The 16,247-nt window shown below is 74.4% G+C and carries 12 protein-coding genes; 3 read left to right on the top strand and 9 right to left on the bottom strand.

Going from position 1 to position 16,247, the window contains the following annotated elements; genetic code table 11:
* The first annotated feature begins 126 nt into the window (after positions 1–126).
* Entirely contained in the window at positions 127–900 is a 774-nt protein-coding gene (locus ACQPZA_RS05045; protein ID WP_433278787.1) for an alpha/beta fold hydrolase, read from the top strand.
* Between the two features lie 4 nt (positions 901–904).
* The gene (locus ACQPZA_RS05040; RefSeq protein WP_433278784.1) at positions 905–1,207 is read left to right on the top strand and encodes an MGMT family protein; all 303 of its coding nucleotides are present in this window, start codon (positions 905–907) and stop codon (positions 1,205–1,207) included.
* A 91-nt stretch (positions 1,208–1,298) separates the two neighbouring features.
* Here the strand turns inward: ACQPZA_RS05040 and ACQPZA_RS05035 are convergent, their stop codons facing one another.
* The 7 genes from ACQPZA_RS05035 to ACQPZA_RS05005 form a co-directional block, all read right to left on the bottom strand.
* Entirely contained in the window at positions 1,299–1,985 is a 687-nt protein-coding gene (locus ACQPZA_RS05035; RefSeq protein WP_433278782.1) for a sirohydrochlorin chelatase, read from the bottom strand.
* Positions 1,982–3,172, bottom strand: a complete 1,191-nt coding sequence (locus ACQPZA_RS05030; RefSeq protein ID WP_433278780.1) for a uroporphyrinogen-III synthase — start codon at positions 3,170–3,172, stop codon at positions 1,982–1,984. The genes ACQPZA_RS05035 and ACQPZA_RS05030 overlap by 4 nt, the downstream gene beginning before the upstream one ends.
* An 8-nt stretch (positions 3,173–3,180) precedes the next feature.
* Positions 3,181–3,567 (bottom strand): nitrite reductase small subunit NirD, encoded by a 387-nt coding sequence (gene nirD, locus ACQPZA_RS05025; protein WP_433278778.1) that lies wholly within the window; start codon positions 3,565–3,567, stop codon positions 3,181–3,183.
* Positions 3,564–6,098 (bottom strand): nitrite reductase large subunit NirB, encoded by a 2,535-nt coding sequence (nirB, locus tag ACQPZA_RS05020; RefSeq protein ID WP_433278776.1) that lies wholly within the window; start codon positions 6,096–6,098, stop codon positions 3,564–3,566. Before nirB ends, nirD begins: the two co-directional genes overlap by 4 nt.
* Positions 6,095–7,561 (bottom strand): FAD-dependent oxidoreductase, encoded by a 1,467-nt coding sequence (locus ACQPZA_RS05015; RefSeq protein ID WP_433278774.1) that lies wholly within the window; start codon positions 7,559–7,561, stop codon positions 6,095–6,097. Before ACQPZA_RS05015 ends, nirB begins: the two co-directional genes overlap by 4 nt.
* Positions 7,562–7,746: 185 nt before the next feature.
* Positions 7,747–9,843, bottom strand: a complete 2,097-nt coding sequence (locus tag ACQPZA_RS05010; protein ID WP_433278772.1) for a molybdopterin oxidoreductase family protein — start codon at positions 9,841–9,843, stop codon at positions 7,747–7,749.
* Positions 9,840–11,219, bottom strand: a complete 1,380-nt coding sequence (locus tag ACQPZA_RS05005) for a nitrate/nitrite transporter (protein ID WP_433278770.1) — start codon at positions 11,217–11,219, stop codon at positions 9,840–9,842. Before ACQPZA_RS05005 ends, ACQPZA_RS05010 begins: the two co-directional genes overlap by 4 nt.
* A 257-nt stretch (positions 11,220–11,476) precedes the next feature.
* Between ACQPZA_RS05005 and ACQPZA_RS05000 the strand changes: the two genes are divergently transcribed.
* A complete protein-coding gene (locus tag ACQPZA_RS05000) occupies positions 11,477–12,472 on the top strand; it encodes a M28 family peptidase (protein ID WP_433278768.1) in 996 nt (331 codons plus the stop codon).
* 10 nt (positions 12,473–12,482) lie between these two features.
* Here ACQPZA_RS05000 and ACQPZA_RS04995 read toward each other — a convergent pair whose 3' ends face one another.
* Positions 12,483–13,313, bottom strand: a complete 831-nt coding sequence (locus tag ACQPZA_RS04995) for a TIGR02569 family protein (protein ID WP_433278766.1) — start codon at positions 13,311–13,313, stop codon at positions 12,483–12,485.
* Positions 13,314–13,397: 84 nt separating this feature from the next.
* Complete coding sequence (locus ACQPZA_RS04990; RefSeq protein ID WP_433278763.1) at positions 13,398–16,094, bottom strand: hypothetical protein; 2,697 nt, start codon at positions 16,092–16,094, stop codon at positions 13,398–13,400.
* Positions 16,095–16,247: the final 153 nt, after the last annotated feature.

Genomic DNA, 16,247 nt, shown 5'->3' with positions numbered 1-16,247 from the left:
CTCGCGGGCGGCCCGGCGAGTTGCAGCAAAGCCACGTTGCGGCAACCACGTTGCATCAAAGTGGCTTTGCTGCAATCCCGGCTGTGCTCCCGGGGGCACGCAGCGGCGGGTGGCAGGATCGGGGGGATGACTGCTGCGCCGCTCCACGTCCGCACCTTCGGGCCGTCCGACGGGGTGCCCGTGCTCGCCCTGCACGGGATCACCGGCCACTCCGCGCGCTGGCGGGTGCTGGCCGAGGCGCTGCCGGAGTTCCGGTTCATCGCGGTCGACCTGCGCGGTCACGGGCGCTCACCGTGGACCCCGCCGTGGAACATCGAGCAGCACGTGTCCGACGCGCTGGGCGTGCTCGACGCGTTCGACCTCCAGCGGGTCCGGATCGCCGGGCACTCCTACGGCGGCGCGATCGCCGTGCACCTGAGCCGCACCGCGCCGGAGCGGGTCGAGCGGCTGGTGCTGCTCGACCCGGCGATCGGCCTCGACCCGCAGGACATGCTGGAGACGGCCGAGTCGAGCCGCGCCGACGAGTCCTTCCCCGACATCGCCATGGCCCGGGCCGACCGCGCGCAGCGCTGGGAGGGCATCGCGGACGAGCTCGTGGACGCCGAGATCGCCGAGCACCTCGTCCGGGACGGCGACCGCTACCGCTACCGCTACTGCGGCTCCACCGCCGTCGTGGCGTGGGCCGAGATGGCGCGCCCGGCCCTGACCCCGCCCGCCGGCACGCCCACGCTGCTGCTGCCGGCCACGAAGGCCGATTTCGTCAGCCCCGCCTGGGTGGACGCCTGCCGCGCCGAGCTGGGCGACGCGCTCACCGTCACCGAGGTCGACGCGGGCCACATGGTCTACCTGGAGCGGACTGCGGAGGTCGCGCAGGCGATGCGCGAGTTCCTGACACCCTGACCCCATGGACGACGAGACGGTCGAGCGGGTCAGGGCCGTCGTGGTGGCGATCCCGCCGGGCGAGACGGCGAGCTACGGCGAGGTGGCCGCCCGCGCCGGGCTGCGCTCACCACGGCTCGTGGGCCGGATCCTCGCGATGGACGGCCACGACATCCCCTGGCACCGGGTCCTGCGGGCGGACGGGAGCTGCGCCCCGCACATCGCGGTGGAGCAGAGCGCGCGCCTGAGAGCGGAAGGCGTCCTCCTGGTGGACGGCCGCCTCCCCCGCCCCTCCCGCCCCCCGCGCCCCCGCACCGCCCGCCGCTGAGCGCCCCCCTGAAGTTCAGGAAAGCCACTTTCCTGCCCGGAGGGGGCCTGAAAGTGGCTTTCCTGAACCTGGGGGGTCGCCCCGCGGGGGCCTACGCCGTGCGGGTTCTTGCCGTCAGGGCTGTCTCGTAGCGGTCCAGCACCAGGTTCAGGACGGCCGGGTGGTCGGCCAGGGGCGCGGCGACGACGTCCGCGCCGCACCCGTCCAGGTGCCGCTGGAACAGCCCCGGTGCGAGCAGCCACGACGCCACCGCCACCCGCTGCGCCCCACCGGCCCGCAGCGCGGCCACGGCCTCGCCCACCCGGGGACCGCCGGTGGCGATCGTGGCGAGCGTGACGGGGCGCCCGAGCACCCGCCCGAGCCTGCGCGCGGCCCGGGCGCCGTCGGCCTGGGCGTGGGGGTCGCTGGAGCCGGCCACGGCCAGCACCACGGCGTCGTCGGCACGCGCTCCGGCCGCGGCGAGCCGGTCGGCGGCCGCGGCGACGAGTGCGGGGTCGGGGCCGAAGGCCTGGCCGAGGAGCACGTCGTGGCGGCCGATGGCGTCGAGCTGCGCAGGCACGTCGACGCGCACGTGGTAGCCGGCGGCGAGGAACATCGGCACCACCACGCACGGGCCGGGCAGCTCGGCGAGAGCGTCGGCCGGGCTGGGCCGCCGCACGTCGACGAAGCACGCCGCCACCCGCACCCCCAGCGCCTCGGCGGCCTGCGCCGCCACCCGCTCGGTGACGACCGCGCCGGCCGGGTCACGGGTGCCGTGCGCGGCGAGGAGCAGGTTCACCGCTTGTCCCCGTGCAGGCAGTGCCCCCCGACGGGGACGGGCCCGGCGGCGGGGTCGAGCGCGAGGCGGTACCCCCGCTTGACGACGGTCTGCACCAGCTTGGGCTCACCCAGCGCGGTACGCAGCCGGGCCATCGCCGTCTCGACGGCGTGCTCGTCGCCGCTACCCCCCGGCAGCGCGCGCAGCAGCTCGGCTCGTGCCACGACCCGGCCCGGGCGGCGGGCGAGCGCGCGCAGCAGCGCCATCCCCGCGGGCGGCACCCCGCGCAGCACCCCGTCGACGAGCACGGCATGTCCGCGCAGCTCGAGCCAGTGCCCGGCCACGGGCAGCCGCCGCGCGCGCCCCGGCATCTCGGCCTCCAGGCGCCGAACCATCGCCCCGAGGCGGGAACGCTGGGGCTGCACCGTGGGCACGTCGACAGCTTCGAGGGGCGCCGCGGTGACCGGGCCGACGCAGAGCGACAGGACCGGCCCGCGCAGCGCGGTGAGCAGCTCGTCGCGCACTCCGCGCTCGGCGGCCCTGGCGAGGAGGCTGGCCGCGGCGGGCGCGCTGGTGAACGCCAGTACGTCGACGCAGCCGGTGAGCACGCCGTCCATCAGCCGGTCGAGCGGGCCGATGTCGACGGGCGGCATCCAGCGGTAGACCGGCACCTCGATCACCGTGGCACCCGCCACCGTGAGCGCCTCGACCACGTCGGGGAGGGGCTCGCCGTGCAGTTGGACGGCGATGCGCAGCCCGTCGACGCCGCGGCCGTCGCAGGCGCCGTCGAGCAGGTAGTCGAGCACCTCGGCGGAGGACTCCGACGGCGGCGACCAGGTGTCCATCAGCCCGGACGCGCGGATCGCGCCGCGCGCCTTCGGGCCGCGGGCGATCAGCTTCCCCGCGCCCAGAGCGGCGAGCAGCTCCTCGCCGATCCCCCAGCCGTCGGCGGCCTCCACCCAGCCGCGGAAGCCGATGCCGGTGGTGGCCACGGTGATGTCGGGCGGACGGGCGATGAGGCCGCGGGTGGCGTCGGCCAGCTCGGTGTCGTCGGCAACCGGGACGATCCGCAGTGCGGCGCCGTGCTGGACGACCGCGCCGCGCCGTTGCAGCATCGCGCCGAGCTCGTCGGCCCGGCGCGCAGCTGTGACCCCGACGGTGAAACCCGCCAGGGGCGGTACCTCGGTGAGAGGGGGGTCGATTGCCACGGCGCTGTTCACGGTAACCCGACCTCGAGCAGCCCATCGGCCACCCGGACCGGGTAGGTCGGCACCGCGACGTCCGGATCGTCCAGGCATCGCCCGGTGACCAGGTCGAAAGCCTGCTTGTACACCGGTGATGCGACGGTCGCCACACCCGCGCGGTCACCGACGATGCCCCGCGAGAGCACGGCGGCACCGGAGAACGGGTCGATGTTGCCGATCGCGTGGACGGTGCCGTCGTGGGTGCGGAACAGGGCCACCTGCACGTCGCCGAGCAGGGCGGCGACACCGCGCTCGGGCAGCAGCCGGTCGTAGCGGCACACGGCCTGCCAGCGCGGCCCGGGGGACGCGGTGGGCGCGCTGTCCCGCTCGGTCACGGTCGGCGAGATCGAGATCGTCATCGCCGCACCCCCGGCATCCCGACGGCGACCGGTTCCCGCGGCACGGGCACCGGCTGCCCCCGCTCGGTGACGAAGGTGATCGTCGGGTCCGGTGCGTCCGGCGCGTTGACGAAGGACACGAACCGCTCCAGCTTCGCGGGGTCGTCCAGCACCCCGCGCCACTCGTCGGCGTAACCCGCGACGTGGGTCTCCATGGCGGCCTCCAGGTCGGCACAGATTCCGAGTGAGTCGTCGACGATCACCGCGCGCAGATGGTCGAGGCCTCCGTCCATGGCCTCGATCCACGCCGCGGTGCGCTGCAGCCGGTCGGCGGTGCGGATGTAGAACATCAGGAACCGGTCGATCACGCGGACGAGATCGTCGGTGTCGAGGTCGGACGCGAGCAGCTCGGCGTGGCGCGGGGTGAAGCCGCCGTTGCCGCCGACGTAGAGGTTCCACCCGTGCTCGGTGGCGATGATGCCGAAGTCCTTCGACCGGGCCTCCGCGCACTCCCGTGCACAGCCCGAGACGCCCGACTTGAACTTGTGCGGGGCGCGGAGCCCCCGGTAGCGCAGCTCCAGCGCCACGGCGAGCCCCACCGAGTCCTGCTGGCCGTAGCGGCACCACGTGGTGCCCACGCAGGACTTCACCGTGCGCAGCGCCTTGCCGTAGGCGTGCCCGGACTCGAACCCGGCGTCGACCAGCCGGCGCCAGATCGCCGGGAGCTGCTCGACGCGGGCGCCGAACATGTCGATCCGCTGCCCGCCGGTGATCTTCGTGTAGAGGCCGAAGTCGCGAGCCACCTCGCCGATCACGATCAGGCCCTCCGGCGTGATCTCGCCGCCCGGGATCCGCGGCACCACCGAGTACGTGCCGTTGCGCTGCAGGTTCGCCAGGAAGTGGTCGTTGGTGTCCTGAAGGGCCGCCTGCTCACCGTCGTGGACGTGGCCGCCGCCCAGCGACGCCAGTATCGACGCGACGGCGGGCTTGCAGATGTCGCAGCCGCGGCCCGTCCCGTGCTTCTCGACGACCTCGGAGAACGTCCGGATCCCCGTGCCGGCGATGATCTCGAACAGCTCGGCCCGGCTGTGGGTGAAGTGCTCGCACAGCGCGGTGGACTGCTCGACGCCCGCCTGCGCGAGCAGCTTCTTGAGGACCGGGACGCACGACCCGCAGCTGGTGCCGGCGCGCGTGCAGGCCTTGATCGCCGGCACGTCGTGGGCCCCGGCGCCGATGGCGTCGCAGACAGCGCCCTTGGTGACGGCGTTGCACGAGCAGATCTGCGCGGTGTCGGGCAGGGCGTCGGCGCCGATCTCCACGCCGCCGGGCGCGATCATCGCGACCGGGTCGGCAGGCAGCACGGCACCGACGAGCGGGCGCAGCGTGGCGTACTTCGAGGCATCACCGACCAGGACGCCGCCGAGCAGCGTCTGCGCGTCGTCGCTCACCACGAGCTTGGCGTAGCTGCCGGCGACCGGGTCGTTGACCACCACCTCCAGCGCACCGGCCGTGGTGGCGTGGGCGTCGCCGAAGCTCGCGACGTCGACGCCGAGCATCTTGAGCTGGGTGGACATGTCCAGTGCTGCGGAGGTCATCGTCGCGGTGCCGCCGAGCAGCCGGTCGGCCACCACCTCGGCCATCGCGTACCCGGGAGCCACGAGACCGTAGGTGCGGCCCTCCAGCGCGGCCACCTCACCGATCGCCCAGACGTGCTCGTCGGCGGTGCGGCAGCGGTTGTCGACCAGCACGCCACCGCGCTCCCCCACCGGCAGGCCGGCCGCGCGGGCCAGCGTGTCGGCGGGACGGATCCCGGCGGAGAACACGACGACGTCGGCGTCGAGCTCGATGCCGTCGGAGAGGGTGGCCACGAGCCGCCCGCGCTGCTCGGCGATCCCGGTGACCGACACCCCGCACCGCACGGCGAGGTCCTCGTTCTCCACCAGCCTGCGCAGCAGCGCGCCGCCACCCTCGTCGACCTGCACCGGCATCAGCCGGGGCGCGATCTCGACGACCTGCGGCGAGAGCCCGAGCGAGCGCAGCGCCCGCGCCGCCTCCAGCCCGAGCAGCCCGCCACCGACGACGACGGCCGAGCGACGACCCGGGCGCTCGGCCACCATCGCGTCGCGCGCGGCGGCGGTGATCGCGTCGAGGTCGTCGAGCGTGCGGTAGACGAAGCAGCCGGGCAGCTCGCGGCCGGGGACGGGCGGCACGAACGGCACCGAGCCGGTGGCGAGGACGAGCGCGTCGTAGCGCAGCTCCCGGCCCGACGCCGTGCGCACGAGCCGGGCGTCCCGGTCGACCTCGACCACCGCGTCGCCCAGGTGCAGCCGCACGAGCGGGTCGGGCGCGGCCGGGAGCGTCAGCTCCTCGGCGCTCACCCCGTCCACATAGGACGAGAGGGCGACGCGGTCGTAGGCGGGCCGGCCCTCCTCACCGAGGACCGTGATCCGCCAGGTGCCCTGGGGGTCGCGGTCGCGCACGGTCTGGACGAGCCGGTGCCCGACCATCCCGTGGCCGACGACGACGAGCTCCCTGTGGTCGATGCTGTTCATGCGGCACCCTCCTGTCGAACCGGGCTGAGCACCGGGGGGTCACTCTCGGCCAGCCACGTACAGATCCCCTGGACCGCGTCGCCGCAGCTCCCGCATCCGGTGCCGGCGCGGGTCGCCCGGCTGAGCGCGGCGACGTCGGTGGCCCCGCCCCGCCACGCGGCCACGAGCGCGCCCTTCGTCACCGTGTTGCAGCGGCACACCACCGCGGACGCCGGCAGCCGGGTGGGGTCGGCGGTCTCCGGAGCCCCGGGGAGGGCGCGGCCGAGCAGCAGCCCGAGCCGGTCGGCCGGGGCGGGCGAGCCGGTGTCGTAGAACTGGATCATGGACGCCGCCGCGTCGGGGAGACCGATCATGGCGCCGCTGACCACGCGGTCGCCCTGAAGCGCCAGGGTGGCGTAGCGGCCGCCGACCGGGTCGGCGAAGCGCAGCACCTCGGCGCCGGGCCCGTCCAGGGCCGCCGGATCCCCCACGGTGGCGAGGTCCACCCCACGGGCCTTGAGCCGGGTGACCGACGGCGTCCCCCCGTAGCGCGCCACGGGGTCGGCTCCGGTGAGGAGGTCGGCGAGCACCGCGGCCTGCTCCCAGCCCGGCTGCACCAGGCCGGCGGCCGTGCCGGCGTGCTGGGCGCAGTCACCGATCGCGTGCACCCGCGCATCCGACGTGGCCAGCCGGTCGTCCACGAGAACGCCACGGTCCACCGCGATGCCGGCAGCGACCGCGAGGTCGGTCTCGGCCCGCACTCCGGCGGCGACCACCAGCGCGTCGGCGGCGACGAGCTCGTCGACGCCGTTGTCGCCGCAGCGCAGCCCGTAGCCGGGCTCCCAGGCCTGCGCCTCCACCCCGAGCCGGACGTCGACGCCGAGCCGGCGCAGCGTGGCCGCCAGCACCTCGCCCGCACCGGCGTCGAGCTGGCGTTCCATCAGGTGCTGCTTCGGGTGCACGAGGGTGACGCGCACCCCGCGCCCGGCCAGCCCCCGGGCCGCCTCGCAGCCCAGCAGGCCGCCGCCGAGCACGACGAACCGCGCGCCGGGGTGGGCGAGGCCGATGATCCGCTCGCAGTCGGCGATGTCCCGGAACGTCGCCACGCTCGCGTCGTCGAGACCGTCCATCGGGGGCAGCCAGGCCCGGCTGCCGGTGGCGAGCACGAGCTCGTCGTAGGGCTCGATCCCGTCGGACCCGGTGTGGACGGCGCGGCGACTCCGGTCGATCGCGGTGGCGGTGACGCCGAGGCGGAGGTCGACCCGCTGGCGCGCCGCCCAGCCGGCCGGGTGCAGCTCCACCGCCCGCGCCGACAGCCCGCCCGCCAGCACCGTGGAGAGCAGGACGCGGTTGTACGCCGGGCGCGGCTCGGCACCGAGAACCGTGAGCCGCACCCTCGCTCCGTGCGGGTCGCGGCGGCGCACCTCCTCGACGAACCGGGCGCCGACCATCCCGTGCCCCACCACAACGATTCGCCTGCTCACGGCCACCGACGGTAGGCAGCCCCAGTTACATGGGCGGGACGGCGCGTGACGCGGGCGTAAACCGGACCGCACATCGGCAGGCTGCACACGTGAGCGGAACCCGTGGCCGGCCGCACACAGGACGTGGCCACCGGGCACACGTCCTGACATGTGCACGGTGGCCACCGGATGTGGGTGGTGGTCCTTCAGGCCATCGGCTCCAGCCGCACCGCGCACACCTTGAACTCCGGCATCCGGCTGATCGGATCCAGCGCCGGGTTGGTGAGGAGGTTCGCCGCCTGCTCCCCGCCGAAGTGGAACGGCAGGAACACGGTGTCCGGCCGCAGCGACGGCACGCAGCGCACCCTCGCCGTCGCCGTGCCGCGCCGCGACACGACCCGCGCCCACTCCCCGTCGGCCAGCCCCGCCCGCGTGGCGGTGTCGGGGTGCACCTCGACGAACGACTCCGGCGCGATCCCGGCCAGCTCCTCCACCCGCCGGGTCTGCGCTCCGGACTGGTAGTGCACCAGCACCCGGCCCGTGGTGGCCCGCAGCGGATGCTCGTCATCCGGCAGCTCGGCGGCCTCGGTGTGCTCGACGGCGACCACCCGCGCGCGCCCGTCGGCGTGGGCGAACCGCTCGGTGAACAGCCGCGGGGTGCCCGGATGGACCGGCGCACCCGGCAGTGGTGCGGGGCAGGGCCAGTGCAGGGCCTCGCCCGCGTCGAGCCGGTCGTAGCTGATCCCGGAGTAGTCGGCAGTCCCACCCGCCGACGCCGCGCGCAGCTCGTCGAACACGGCACGGGGGTCGGCGGGGAATCCCGCGGCTCCCAGCTCGGCGGCGAGCCCCGCGATCACCTCGAGGTCGGTGCGCACCCCGGCCGGTGGGCGCAGCGCCCGGCGCCGGCGCAGCACCCTGCCCTCCAGGTTGGTCATCGTGCCTTCCTCCTCCGCCCACTGCGCCACGGGCAGCACGACATCGGCGGCCATCGCCGTCTCGCTGGGGAAGACGTCGGCCACCACCAGCAGGTCGAGCGCGGCGAGCCGATCGGCCACGGAGTTCCCGTCGGGCGCGGACACGAGCACGTTGGAGCCGAACACGAGCAGCGCCTTCGGACCGCCGGGGCGACCCAGCGCGGCCAGCAGCTCCGTGGCGCTGCGTCCCGGCCCCGGCAGCGCGTCGGGCGCCACCCCCCACACGCCTGCGACGTGCTCCCGGGCGGCCGGGTCGGTGATCGAGCGGTAGCCCGGCAGCTGGTCGGACTTCTGGCCGTGCTCGCGCCCGCCCTGCCCGTTGCCCTGCCCGGTGATCGTCCCGAAGCCCGAGCCCGGACGTCCCGGCAGGCCCAGCGCGAGCGCCAGGTTGATCCACGCGGTGACGGTGTCGACGCCGTGTGCGTGCTGCTCGGCGCCCCGCGCGGTGAGGACGTAGCGCCGCGACGCCGCCCCGAGCCACCCCACCACCGTGCGCATGTCGGAGGCGGGCACCCCGCAGACCCGTTCGGCCCGCTCGGGCCACCACTGCGCCGCCACCCGCCACGCGTCGTCGAAACCGGTGGTGCGGTCGGCGAGGTAGTCGGCGTCGAGCCAGCCGTCGGTGACGGCGGCGTGCAGCATCCCCAGTGCCAGCACCAGGTCGGTGCCGGGCACCGGCTGCAGGTGCATCCCGCCGCCGGCGATCGCCCGCTCCACCGTGGGCGTACGCCGCGGGTCGACGACCACGAGCCGGGCCCCGCCGAGATGGCCCATCAGCGGGGGCATCGTCTCCGCGACGTTCGCCCCCGCGAGCACCACGACCTCGGCGTCGTCCAGGTCGGTGACCGGGAACGGCAGGCCCCGGTCGACGCCGAACGCGCGGTTGCCGGCGGCAGCCGCCGAGGACATGCAGAACCGGCCGTTGTAGTCGATCTGCGACGTGCCCAGCGCGACCCGTGCGAACTTGCCCAGCAGGTAGGACTTCTCGTTTGTCAGGCCACCGGCACCGAAGACCGCGACCGAGTCGGGGCCGTGCTCGGCGCGCAGCGCGGCGAGCTGCCGCGACACGTGCGCCAGCGCGGCATCCCAACCGACCGGCGCGAGATCGGCCGACCGCGACGGGCGCAGGAGCGGGGTCGTCAGCCGTTCCGGGTGCGTGAGCAGCGTGCCCGCCGTCCAGCCCTTCTGACAGAGCCCGCCCCGGTTGGTGGGGAACTCGCGCCCTTCGACGCTCCCCTTGCCGTCGACCCACTGCCCGCACTGCAGCGCGCAGTACGGGCAGTGGGTGGCGACGCCCTTCGACGTCGCCAGAACCGCTGCCGGGCTCACACGCCGGCGTGCGCGAACCGCGGGTGAGTGGCCTCCGCCGCGGCAGGTCGCAGGTAGACGGCGTAGGTGACCACGGTGCACACCACGTAGAAGGCGAGGAAGGACCAGAACGCGGGGTCGCCGGACTTCGCCGTGAGGAAGGCCTCCCGGAAGGCGAGGTTGATGAACAGCCCGCCCAGCGCACCGACCGCGCCGACGATGCCGATCACCGCCCCGGAGATCCGCCGCGCCCGCAGCAGTGCCGGCTGCTCATCGGCACCGCCGGCGATCGCGATCCTGGCCTGCCCGCGGAAGATCGCCGGGATCATCTTGTAGGTCGAGCCGTTGCCCACCCCGCTGAGCGCGAACAGCAGCACGAACCCGGCCGTGAACAGCGCGAGCGAGTGCATCGCCGAGGCCACCAGCACCACTCCCGTGGCCACCGCCATGGCGATGAAGTTCCAGAAGGTGATCTTCGCGCCACCGTAGGAGTCGGCGAGCTTCCCCCCGTAGGGACGCACCAGCGAGCCGAGCAGCGGCCCGATGAACGTCACCGCAGCCGCCTGCAGCGGCGTGCGGCCGAACTGGTTCTGCAGCACCAGCCCGAACGCGAAGCTGTAGCCGATGAACGACCCGAACGTCCCGATGTAGAGCAGCGACATCACCCACGTCTGGCTCTCCCGGATCGACTCCCGGAAGGCACCGGTGTCGTTGCGCACCGACGTCAGGTTGTCCATGTTCAGCGCGGCGAGCAGCGCGGCCACCACGATCAGCGGGATGTAGACACCGAGCAGGATCCGCGGCGCCCCGGCGCCCGCAGTCGCGATGATCAGCAACCCGACGAGCTGGATCACCGGCACCCCGATGTTGCCGCCGCCCGCGTTCAGACCGAGCGCCCAGCCCTTACGGGAGTCGGGAAAGAACGTGTTGATATTGGTCATGGACGAGGCGAAGTTGCCACCGCCGACACCCGCGACCGCGGCCGCCACGAGGAACGTCGTGAACGATGTTCCCGGCTGGATGACGATCGCGGCGAAAATCGTCGGGAGCAGCAGCAGGGCGGCACTGACGATCGTCCAGTTCCGGCCGCCGAAACGGGCCACGGCGAACGAGTACGGCAACCGCAGCACCGCGCCCACCAGCGTGGGGACCCCCACCAGAATGAACTTCTGGGAGGCGTCGATCCCGTACTCCGGGCCCATGAAGAGCACCAGGACGGACCAGATCGACCAGATCGAGAATCCGATGTGCTCGCTGAGGATGGAGTACCAGAGGTTACGGTTAGCGACTTTCGCGCCGGTGCGTTCCCAGAAAGAGGGATTTTCGGGGTCCCAATGGTCGATCCAGCGCCCGGCGAGCCGGTTTCGGGCAGGATGTGCGTCAGGTGACGTCGTCACGCCGGGCCTCCGGGTGGGCTGAGGTCGAGTAGGGCGAACGCCACTCGGGGCGTCCGTAGGCGTCGCTGCCGTCGCGGGCAACGCTAGGAACAGCGCGTTACCACGCAGTCGGTTCCGTGTGACATGAACGCAAAGCAGCGCTCACTCACCCTGGGCGCGGATGTGAGGCACAAGTGCGTGGAGCCGCCAACAGCGCTGAACAGGTGCCGGCGCACCCGTCCGGGGCCCGGCACCGATCCGCCGCGTGGACCGCAGGTGTGCTCGCGGTCGTCGCCGCCGTTCTCGCCGGTTGCACGTCGACCGGTTCGACCCCGGGGCCCGTGCCCTCGGGCGCCGGTCCGCTGCGCGCCCAGCTGGTGGAGGGTGCGACCGGGCCGGGCGCCATGACCCACGCCTCGGCGCTGGAGCAGATCGCCGACCGCAACGGGGGAAATCGCGCCTCGCCGGGGCCGGGCTACGACGCGAGCGTCGACTACGTGGCCGGGGTTCTGCGCAACGCCGGCTTCGACGTCACCACACCGACCTTCAGGTTCCGGAGCCGGGGAGAGCAGAGCCTCATCCGCAACGTGGTGGCGCAGACCCGCACCGGTTCGCCCGACCGCGTGGTGCTGGCCGGGGCCCACCTCGACTCCGTGGAGGAAGGTCCAGGGATCAACGACAACGCCTCAGGGGTGGGAACCCTCCTGGAGATCGCCACGCGGATGGGCGGCTCCCCGCAGGTCACCAACGCCGTCCGCTTCGCGTTCTGGGGAGCGGAGGAGGAGGACCTCGTCGGCTCCACCGAGTACGTCGAGGGGCTCTCGGAACAGGACCGGGCCGCGATCGCCCTCTATCTCAACCTGGACATGCTGGCCTCACCGAACGCCGCCTACTTCGTCCAGGGCGGCGCGAGCGGCCGGGGCTCCCGGTCCGGACCGCCCGGGTCGGCCGCGGTAGGCCGGGTGCTCATGGAGGAGATGGCCGCCACCGGCATCACGGCCGAGCTCTACCCGTTCGAGGGTGACTCGGACTTCGCCCCGTTCGTCGAAGCCGGGATCCCCTCGGGTGGCGTCCTCGCCGGTGACGCCGGCACCAAGACGCCCGAGCAGGCCCAGGCGTGGGGCGGGCAGGCCGGGCAGGTCTACGACGTCTGCTACCACTCGGCCTGCGACCGCGTCGACAACCTCGACCAGACGGCGCTCGACAACTTCACCAATGCGATCGCCGGCACGATCGCCAGGTTCGCCACGTCGACGGAGGTACCGGCCCGCTGACGCCTGCTCGTCAGAGCAGCGGAGCCACCAGGCGCGCCACCCGGTCGAGACCGGCCAGGGTGCGCGCCGAGGCTTCCGGGTGCTGGGCGTGCAGCGCCAGCCGGTACAGCAGCGCGCGCAGCAGCATCTGCGGCCACTCCGACAGGTGCGCCCACCTCTTCATGAGCTCGTCGTCGGCGCCGCCCCACGCGAGCGCGTCGACCACCACGACGGCCGCCGCCCACTCCTTCGGCCGCCAGGCGGGCGTCAGCTCGATCAGCGCGGGCCTGCCGTCGTGGTCGAACAGGACGGCGCCGAACAGCTCCGGGTGCACCACCTGCGGGGCGCTGCGGACCGGCCTGCGGTACGTGGCCAGCGCGGTGTAGAGCTCGCCGCCCTTCGCCTGGTCGAGCGCCAGCCTGCGCTCCCCGAACGCCCCCGCCGCGGAGCGCGTGAGCAGGTCGTCGCGATCGTCGAGCAGCCGCGGCCGGGGCAGGGCGGCGGTGGCCGCATGCAGGCGGGTGGCGACCTCGACCACCGCGTCGTGACGCGGTTCGATGGTGCCTGCGACGAACCGGCTCGCGGCCCAGCCTGCCACCACCCAACGGCCGTCGGAGGAGCGGATCGGGCGCGCCAGCCGCAGCCCTTCCACCTCGAGCCCCTCGAGCACGCGGGCCGACCACGCGGCGACCGCGTTGTCGGCAACCGGCCGGACCAGGACGTCTCCGCAGTGCCACGCACGTCGGCCCGCCCAGACCACCGGGCGTGGCTCGGACTCCCCCACGCCGAACGCCGTGCGGACGTGCTGTGGCAGGGCGCTCCCGACCAGGGCGACCTGCGGGAGGACGGGGACACCTGTCACGGTCGGCACGCTACCTGCGACCCGGTGTGGATCGGGACCGCCACGCGGAGCTGATCCTGTTGCGCATGGTATCGGCCATGGTCATCAGTCGTCCGACGAGCCGGACGACGACTGCCGGCTCGACTGCTGTGAGGACTTCTGGGACGACTTCTCGGCCTTCGATCCGCCGCCCTGACCGCGCCCCGACGACCCGTCGGACTGCTGCCGGCCCGACTCCTGGCTGCTCGACCGCCCGCCCGAGGACCTCTGGCCCGACTCCTGGGACTTCTGCCGCTGGGCCTTCGACTGGGGAGCCTTCGACCCCGACCGCGACGACTCCGACCGCGACGACCGCGACTCGGAGGCCGTCGACTCCGACGACCCCGACCGCGACGACTCGCTGCGCTTCGCGTTCTGGCTCCGCCCGGAGCCTTGCGACCCGCCGCTCTCGCGGGAGCCGGAGCGAGCCGACTTCTCGGAGCGGTCGGAGCCGTTGTCGCCGTCGGACCCCCCGCGGTTGCGCAGAGCCGAGTCGATCTGCCGGGCCGCCCCGACCACACCGAGCGCGGCCCGGGCCAGCTTCGCCTCGGACGACGAGCCGCCACGGTTCCCGCCCGAACCCTGCTCGCTCGAGCCGCGCGACGACCCGCCACCCGACCTGGTGCCGCCCGACGACTCGCCGCCGCTCCGGCCACCGCCCTCGGCTCCGGACCGGGCCCGGCCGTTCTCGCCGCTGCTCCGGCCGTCACTGCCGCCCGACCGGGCGCGGCCGCTGTCGCCGCCGCTCCGGTCGCCGCGGCTCCCGCTGCTTTCGTCCGATTGCCCGCCGGACCGGCTCCCCGACCCCTCGCCGCCGATCACCCGGCTGACCTGCCGGATCAGGCCGGCGGCCCGATCGCCTCCGGAGGAGTCGCTGCCCCCGGAGCGACCACCGGCCGTCGCACCACCGCTCTCCCGGCCACCGCTCTCCCGGCCGCTGCTCTCCCGGCCGCTGCTCTCCCGGCCACCGTCGCGGCCACTGCTGCGGCTGCTGCTGTTGTCCTGACCACGCCCACGCTCACCGGCGCCCGCCCCGGAACCACCCAGCACACCGCCGACGGCACCCGCGACCCCGCCCACCGCACCGGACGCAGCCGACGCCACACCCGACCGCACACCCTCAGCGCCGCTCCGGCCACCGCTCGCCCGGCCGCTGCTCTCCCGGCCACCGTCGCGGCCACTGCTGCGGCTGCTGCTGTTGTCCTGACCACGCCCACGCTCACCGGCGCCCGCCCCGGAACCACCCAGCACACCGCCGACGGCACCCGCGACCCCGCCCACCGCACCGGACGCAGCCGACGCCACACCCGACCGGACACCCTCAGCGCCGCTCCGGCGACCGTCCTGCCGGTCACCGCCGCGCTCGCTACTGCCGCTGCTGCTGTCCTGACCACGCCCACGCTCACCGGCGCCCGCCCCGGAACCACCCAGCACACCGCCGACGGCACCCGCGACCCCGCTCACCGCACCGGACGCAGCCGACGCCACACCGGACCGGACACCGCCGTCGGCTCCGGGCGCCGATCCGGCACCGGCACGACCGGGGCCGTCGCTCCGGTCGCCTCTGGTGCCTGCGGCGCGAGGGTCGGCGCCGCCAGCCGCGGCGCCGCCGCGAGCCCCACCGTTGTCACGGGTGCGCTCACCGCCACCGGTCACCAGGTCGGCCACGGTGCCACCGAGCCCGACCACAGGGCCGAGACGGTTGTCGCCGCTCTGCCGGTCGCGGTCGGCCCCGTCGGCGCGCCGATCCGGGTCGCCGCTGCGCTTCGCCGTCTCGTCGCCCGGTCCACGGGGGTCGGGAGGACCGCCGGTCGGGGTGTCCTGCCGTTCCCGCTGCTGCCGTTCCTCCCGCGCGAGCACGTCCGGCCGGCGCGGGGCGGCACCACGCTTGCGTTCGTCGTCGTCACCGCGACCGCCGGTCCGGATGACGTCGAGGACCTCGTTGCTCACCTCGGCGGTGGCCTGGCCGTCGTCGGGCAGGGGGGCGCGCAGCGCGCTCTCCACCCCCTTCTCCAGGCTCTCCAGCTCCTCGCGCTTCGCGTCCCGCTGGCGCAGCCGCAGGTCGCGCTGCTCGTCGAGGGCGGCGATCACCGACGCCTGCTCCGGGGATCGCTGCGGCTCCGCCGGTGGGTCCTGCAGCGCCTTCTCGACCGCGTCGAGGTGCTGCTCGGTGAGCTTGAGGTCGTCCTTCGTGCGGTCGAGGGAGCGATAGGTGTCGATCTGGGACTGCAGGGTGGCCTTGCGCCGTTCCAGCAGTGCCTTGCGCTCCTTCAACGCCTGCACGGGCTCCGCCGGCACGGTGGCACGGCGCTCCTCCGGCAGCCGGTTCCAGGCGTCCTCGGTCTGGGCGATCGTGTCGAGCTGGCGGTTCACCGACGTCAGGGTGACCTGCGCGCGGGCGACCCACTCGGTCTCCGACTCCGGGCCCGGTACGGGTTGGGCGGGCACCGCGCGGACCGTGCTCGCCGGTTCCGACGCCGTGACGGCGTAACCCCCGGCCAGGATCCCCGCGACCCCCAGCACGGCCACGGCGCGCCGTCTCCGCGTCGGCGGTTCGTCCGCGCCGCGGGCCAGCCCGGCCCGCACCCGGGCGGCGATGCCGCCGCCGGCCCGGGACCCGCGGACGGGGGTGGTGGCCACCTCGACGTGCGGGGTCTCGACCCGCCCGGCCCGGGGCCGGGGGTAGGTGGACGGCACCTCGTCGACGGGTTCGACGAGCCACGGCAGGGTCTCCGCCAGACGCGCGTTCTGATCGGGTCGCATCGAAGCGCGTCGGGCCTGGCGGGCAGCAGCGCGGTGCGCCGCCGAGCAGTAGCGCCGGGCAGGGCGTCCTGGGATGTCCTCGATCGTCGTTTCGCACCCGGGCAGGGCGCAGCGTCTCGCGTTGTCGTCCACCAGTGCGACCCCCATCGCCGG

It is taken from the genome of Pseudonocardia xinjiangensis (assembly GCF_050948425.1).
Lineage (GTDB): Bacteria > Actinomycetota > Actinomycetes > Mycobacteriales > Pseudonocardiaceae > Pseudonocardia > Pseudonocardia xinjiangensis.
This window is presented reverse-complemented; position numbering and strand designations above follow the sequence as displayed.

What these genes read in the sequence shown, in the direction of transcription:
- ACQPZA_RS05040 (WP_433278784.1), top strand. Translation starts at nt 905, where the DNA reads ATGGACGACGAGACGGTCGAGCGGGTCAGGGCCGTCGTGGTGGCGATC.
- nirB (WP_433278776.1), bottom strand. Translation starts at nt 6,098, where the DNA reads ATGAACAGCATCGACCACAGGGAGCTCGTCGTCGTCGGCCACGGGATG.
- ACQPZA_RS05045 (WP_433278787.1), top strand. Translation starts at nt 127, where the DNA reads ATGACTGCTGCGCCGCTCCACGTCCGCACCTTCGGGCCGTCCGACGGG.
- ACQPZA_RS04990 (WP_433278763.1), bottom strand. Translation starts at nt 16,094, where the DNA reads ATGCGACCCGATCAGAACGCGCGTCTGGCGGAGACCCTGCCGTGGCTC.
- nirD (WP_433278778.1), bottom strand. Translation starts at nt 3,567, where the DNA reads ATGACGATCTCGATCTCGCCGACCGTGACCGAGCGGGACAGCGCGCCC.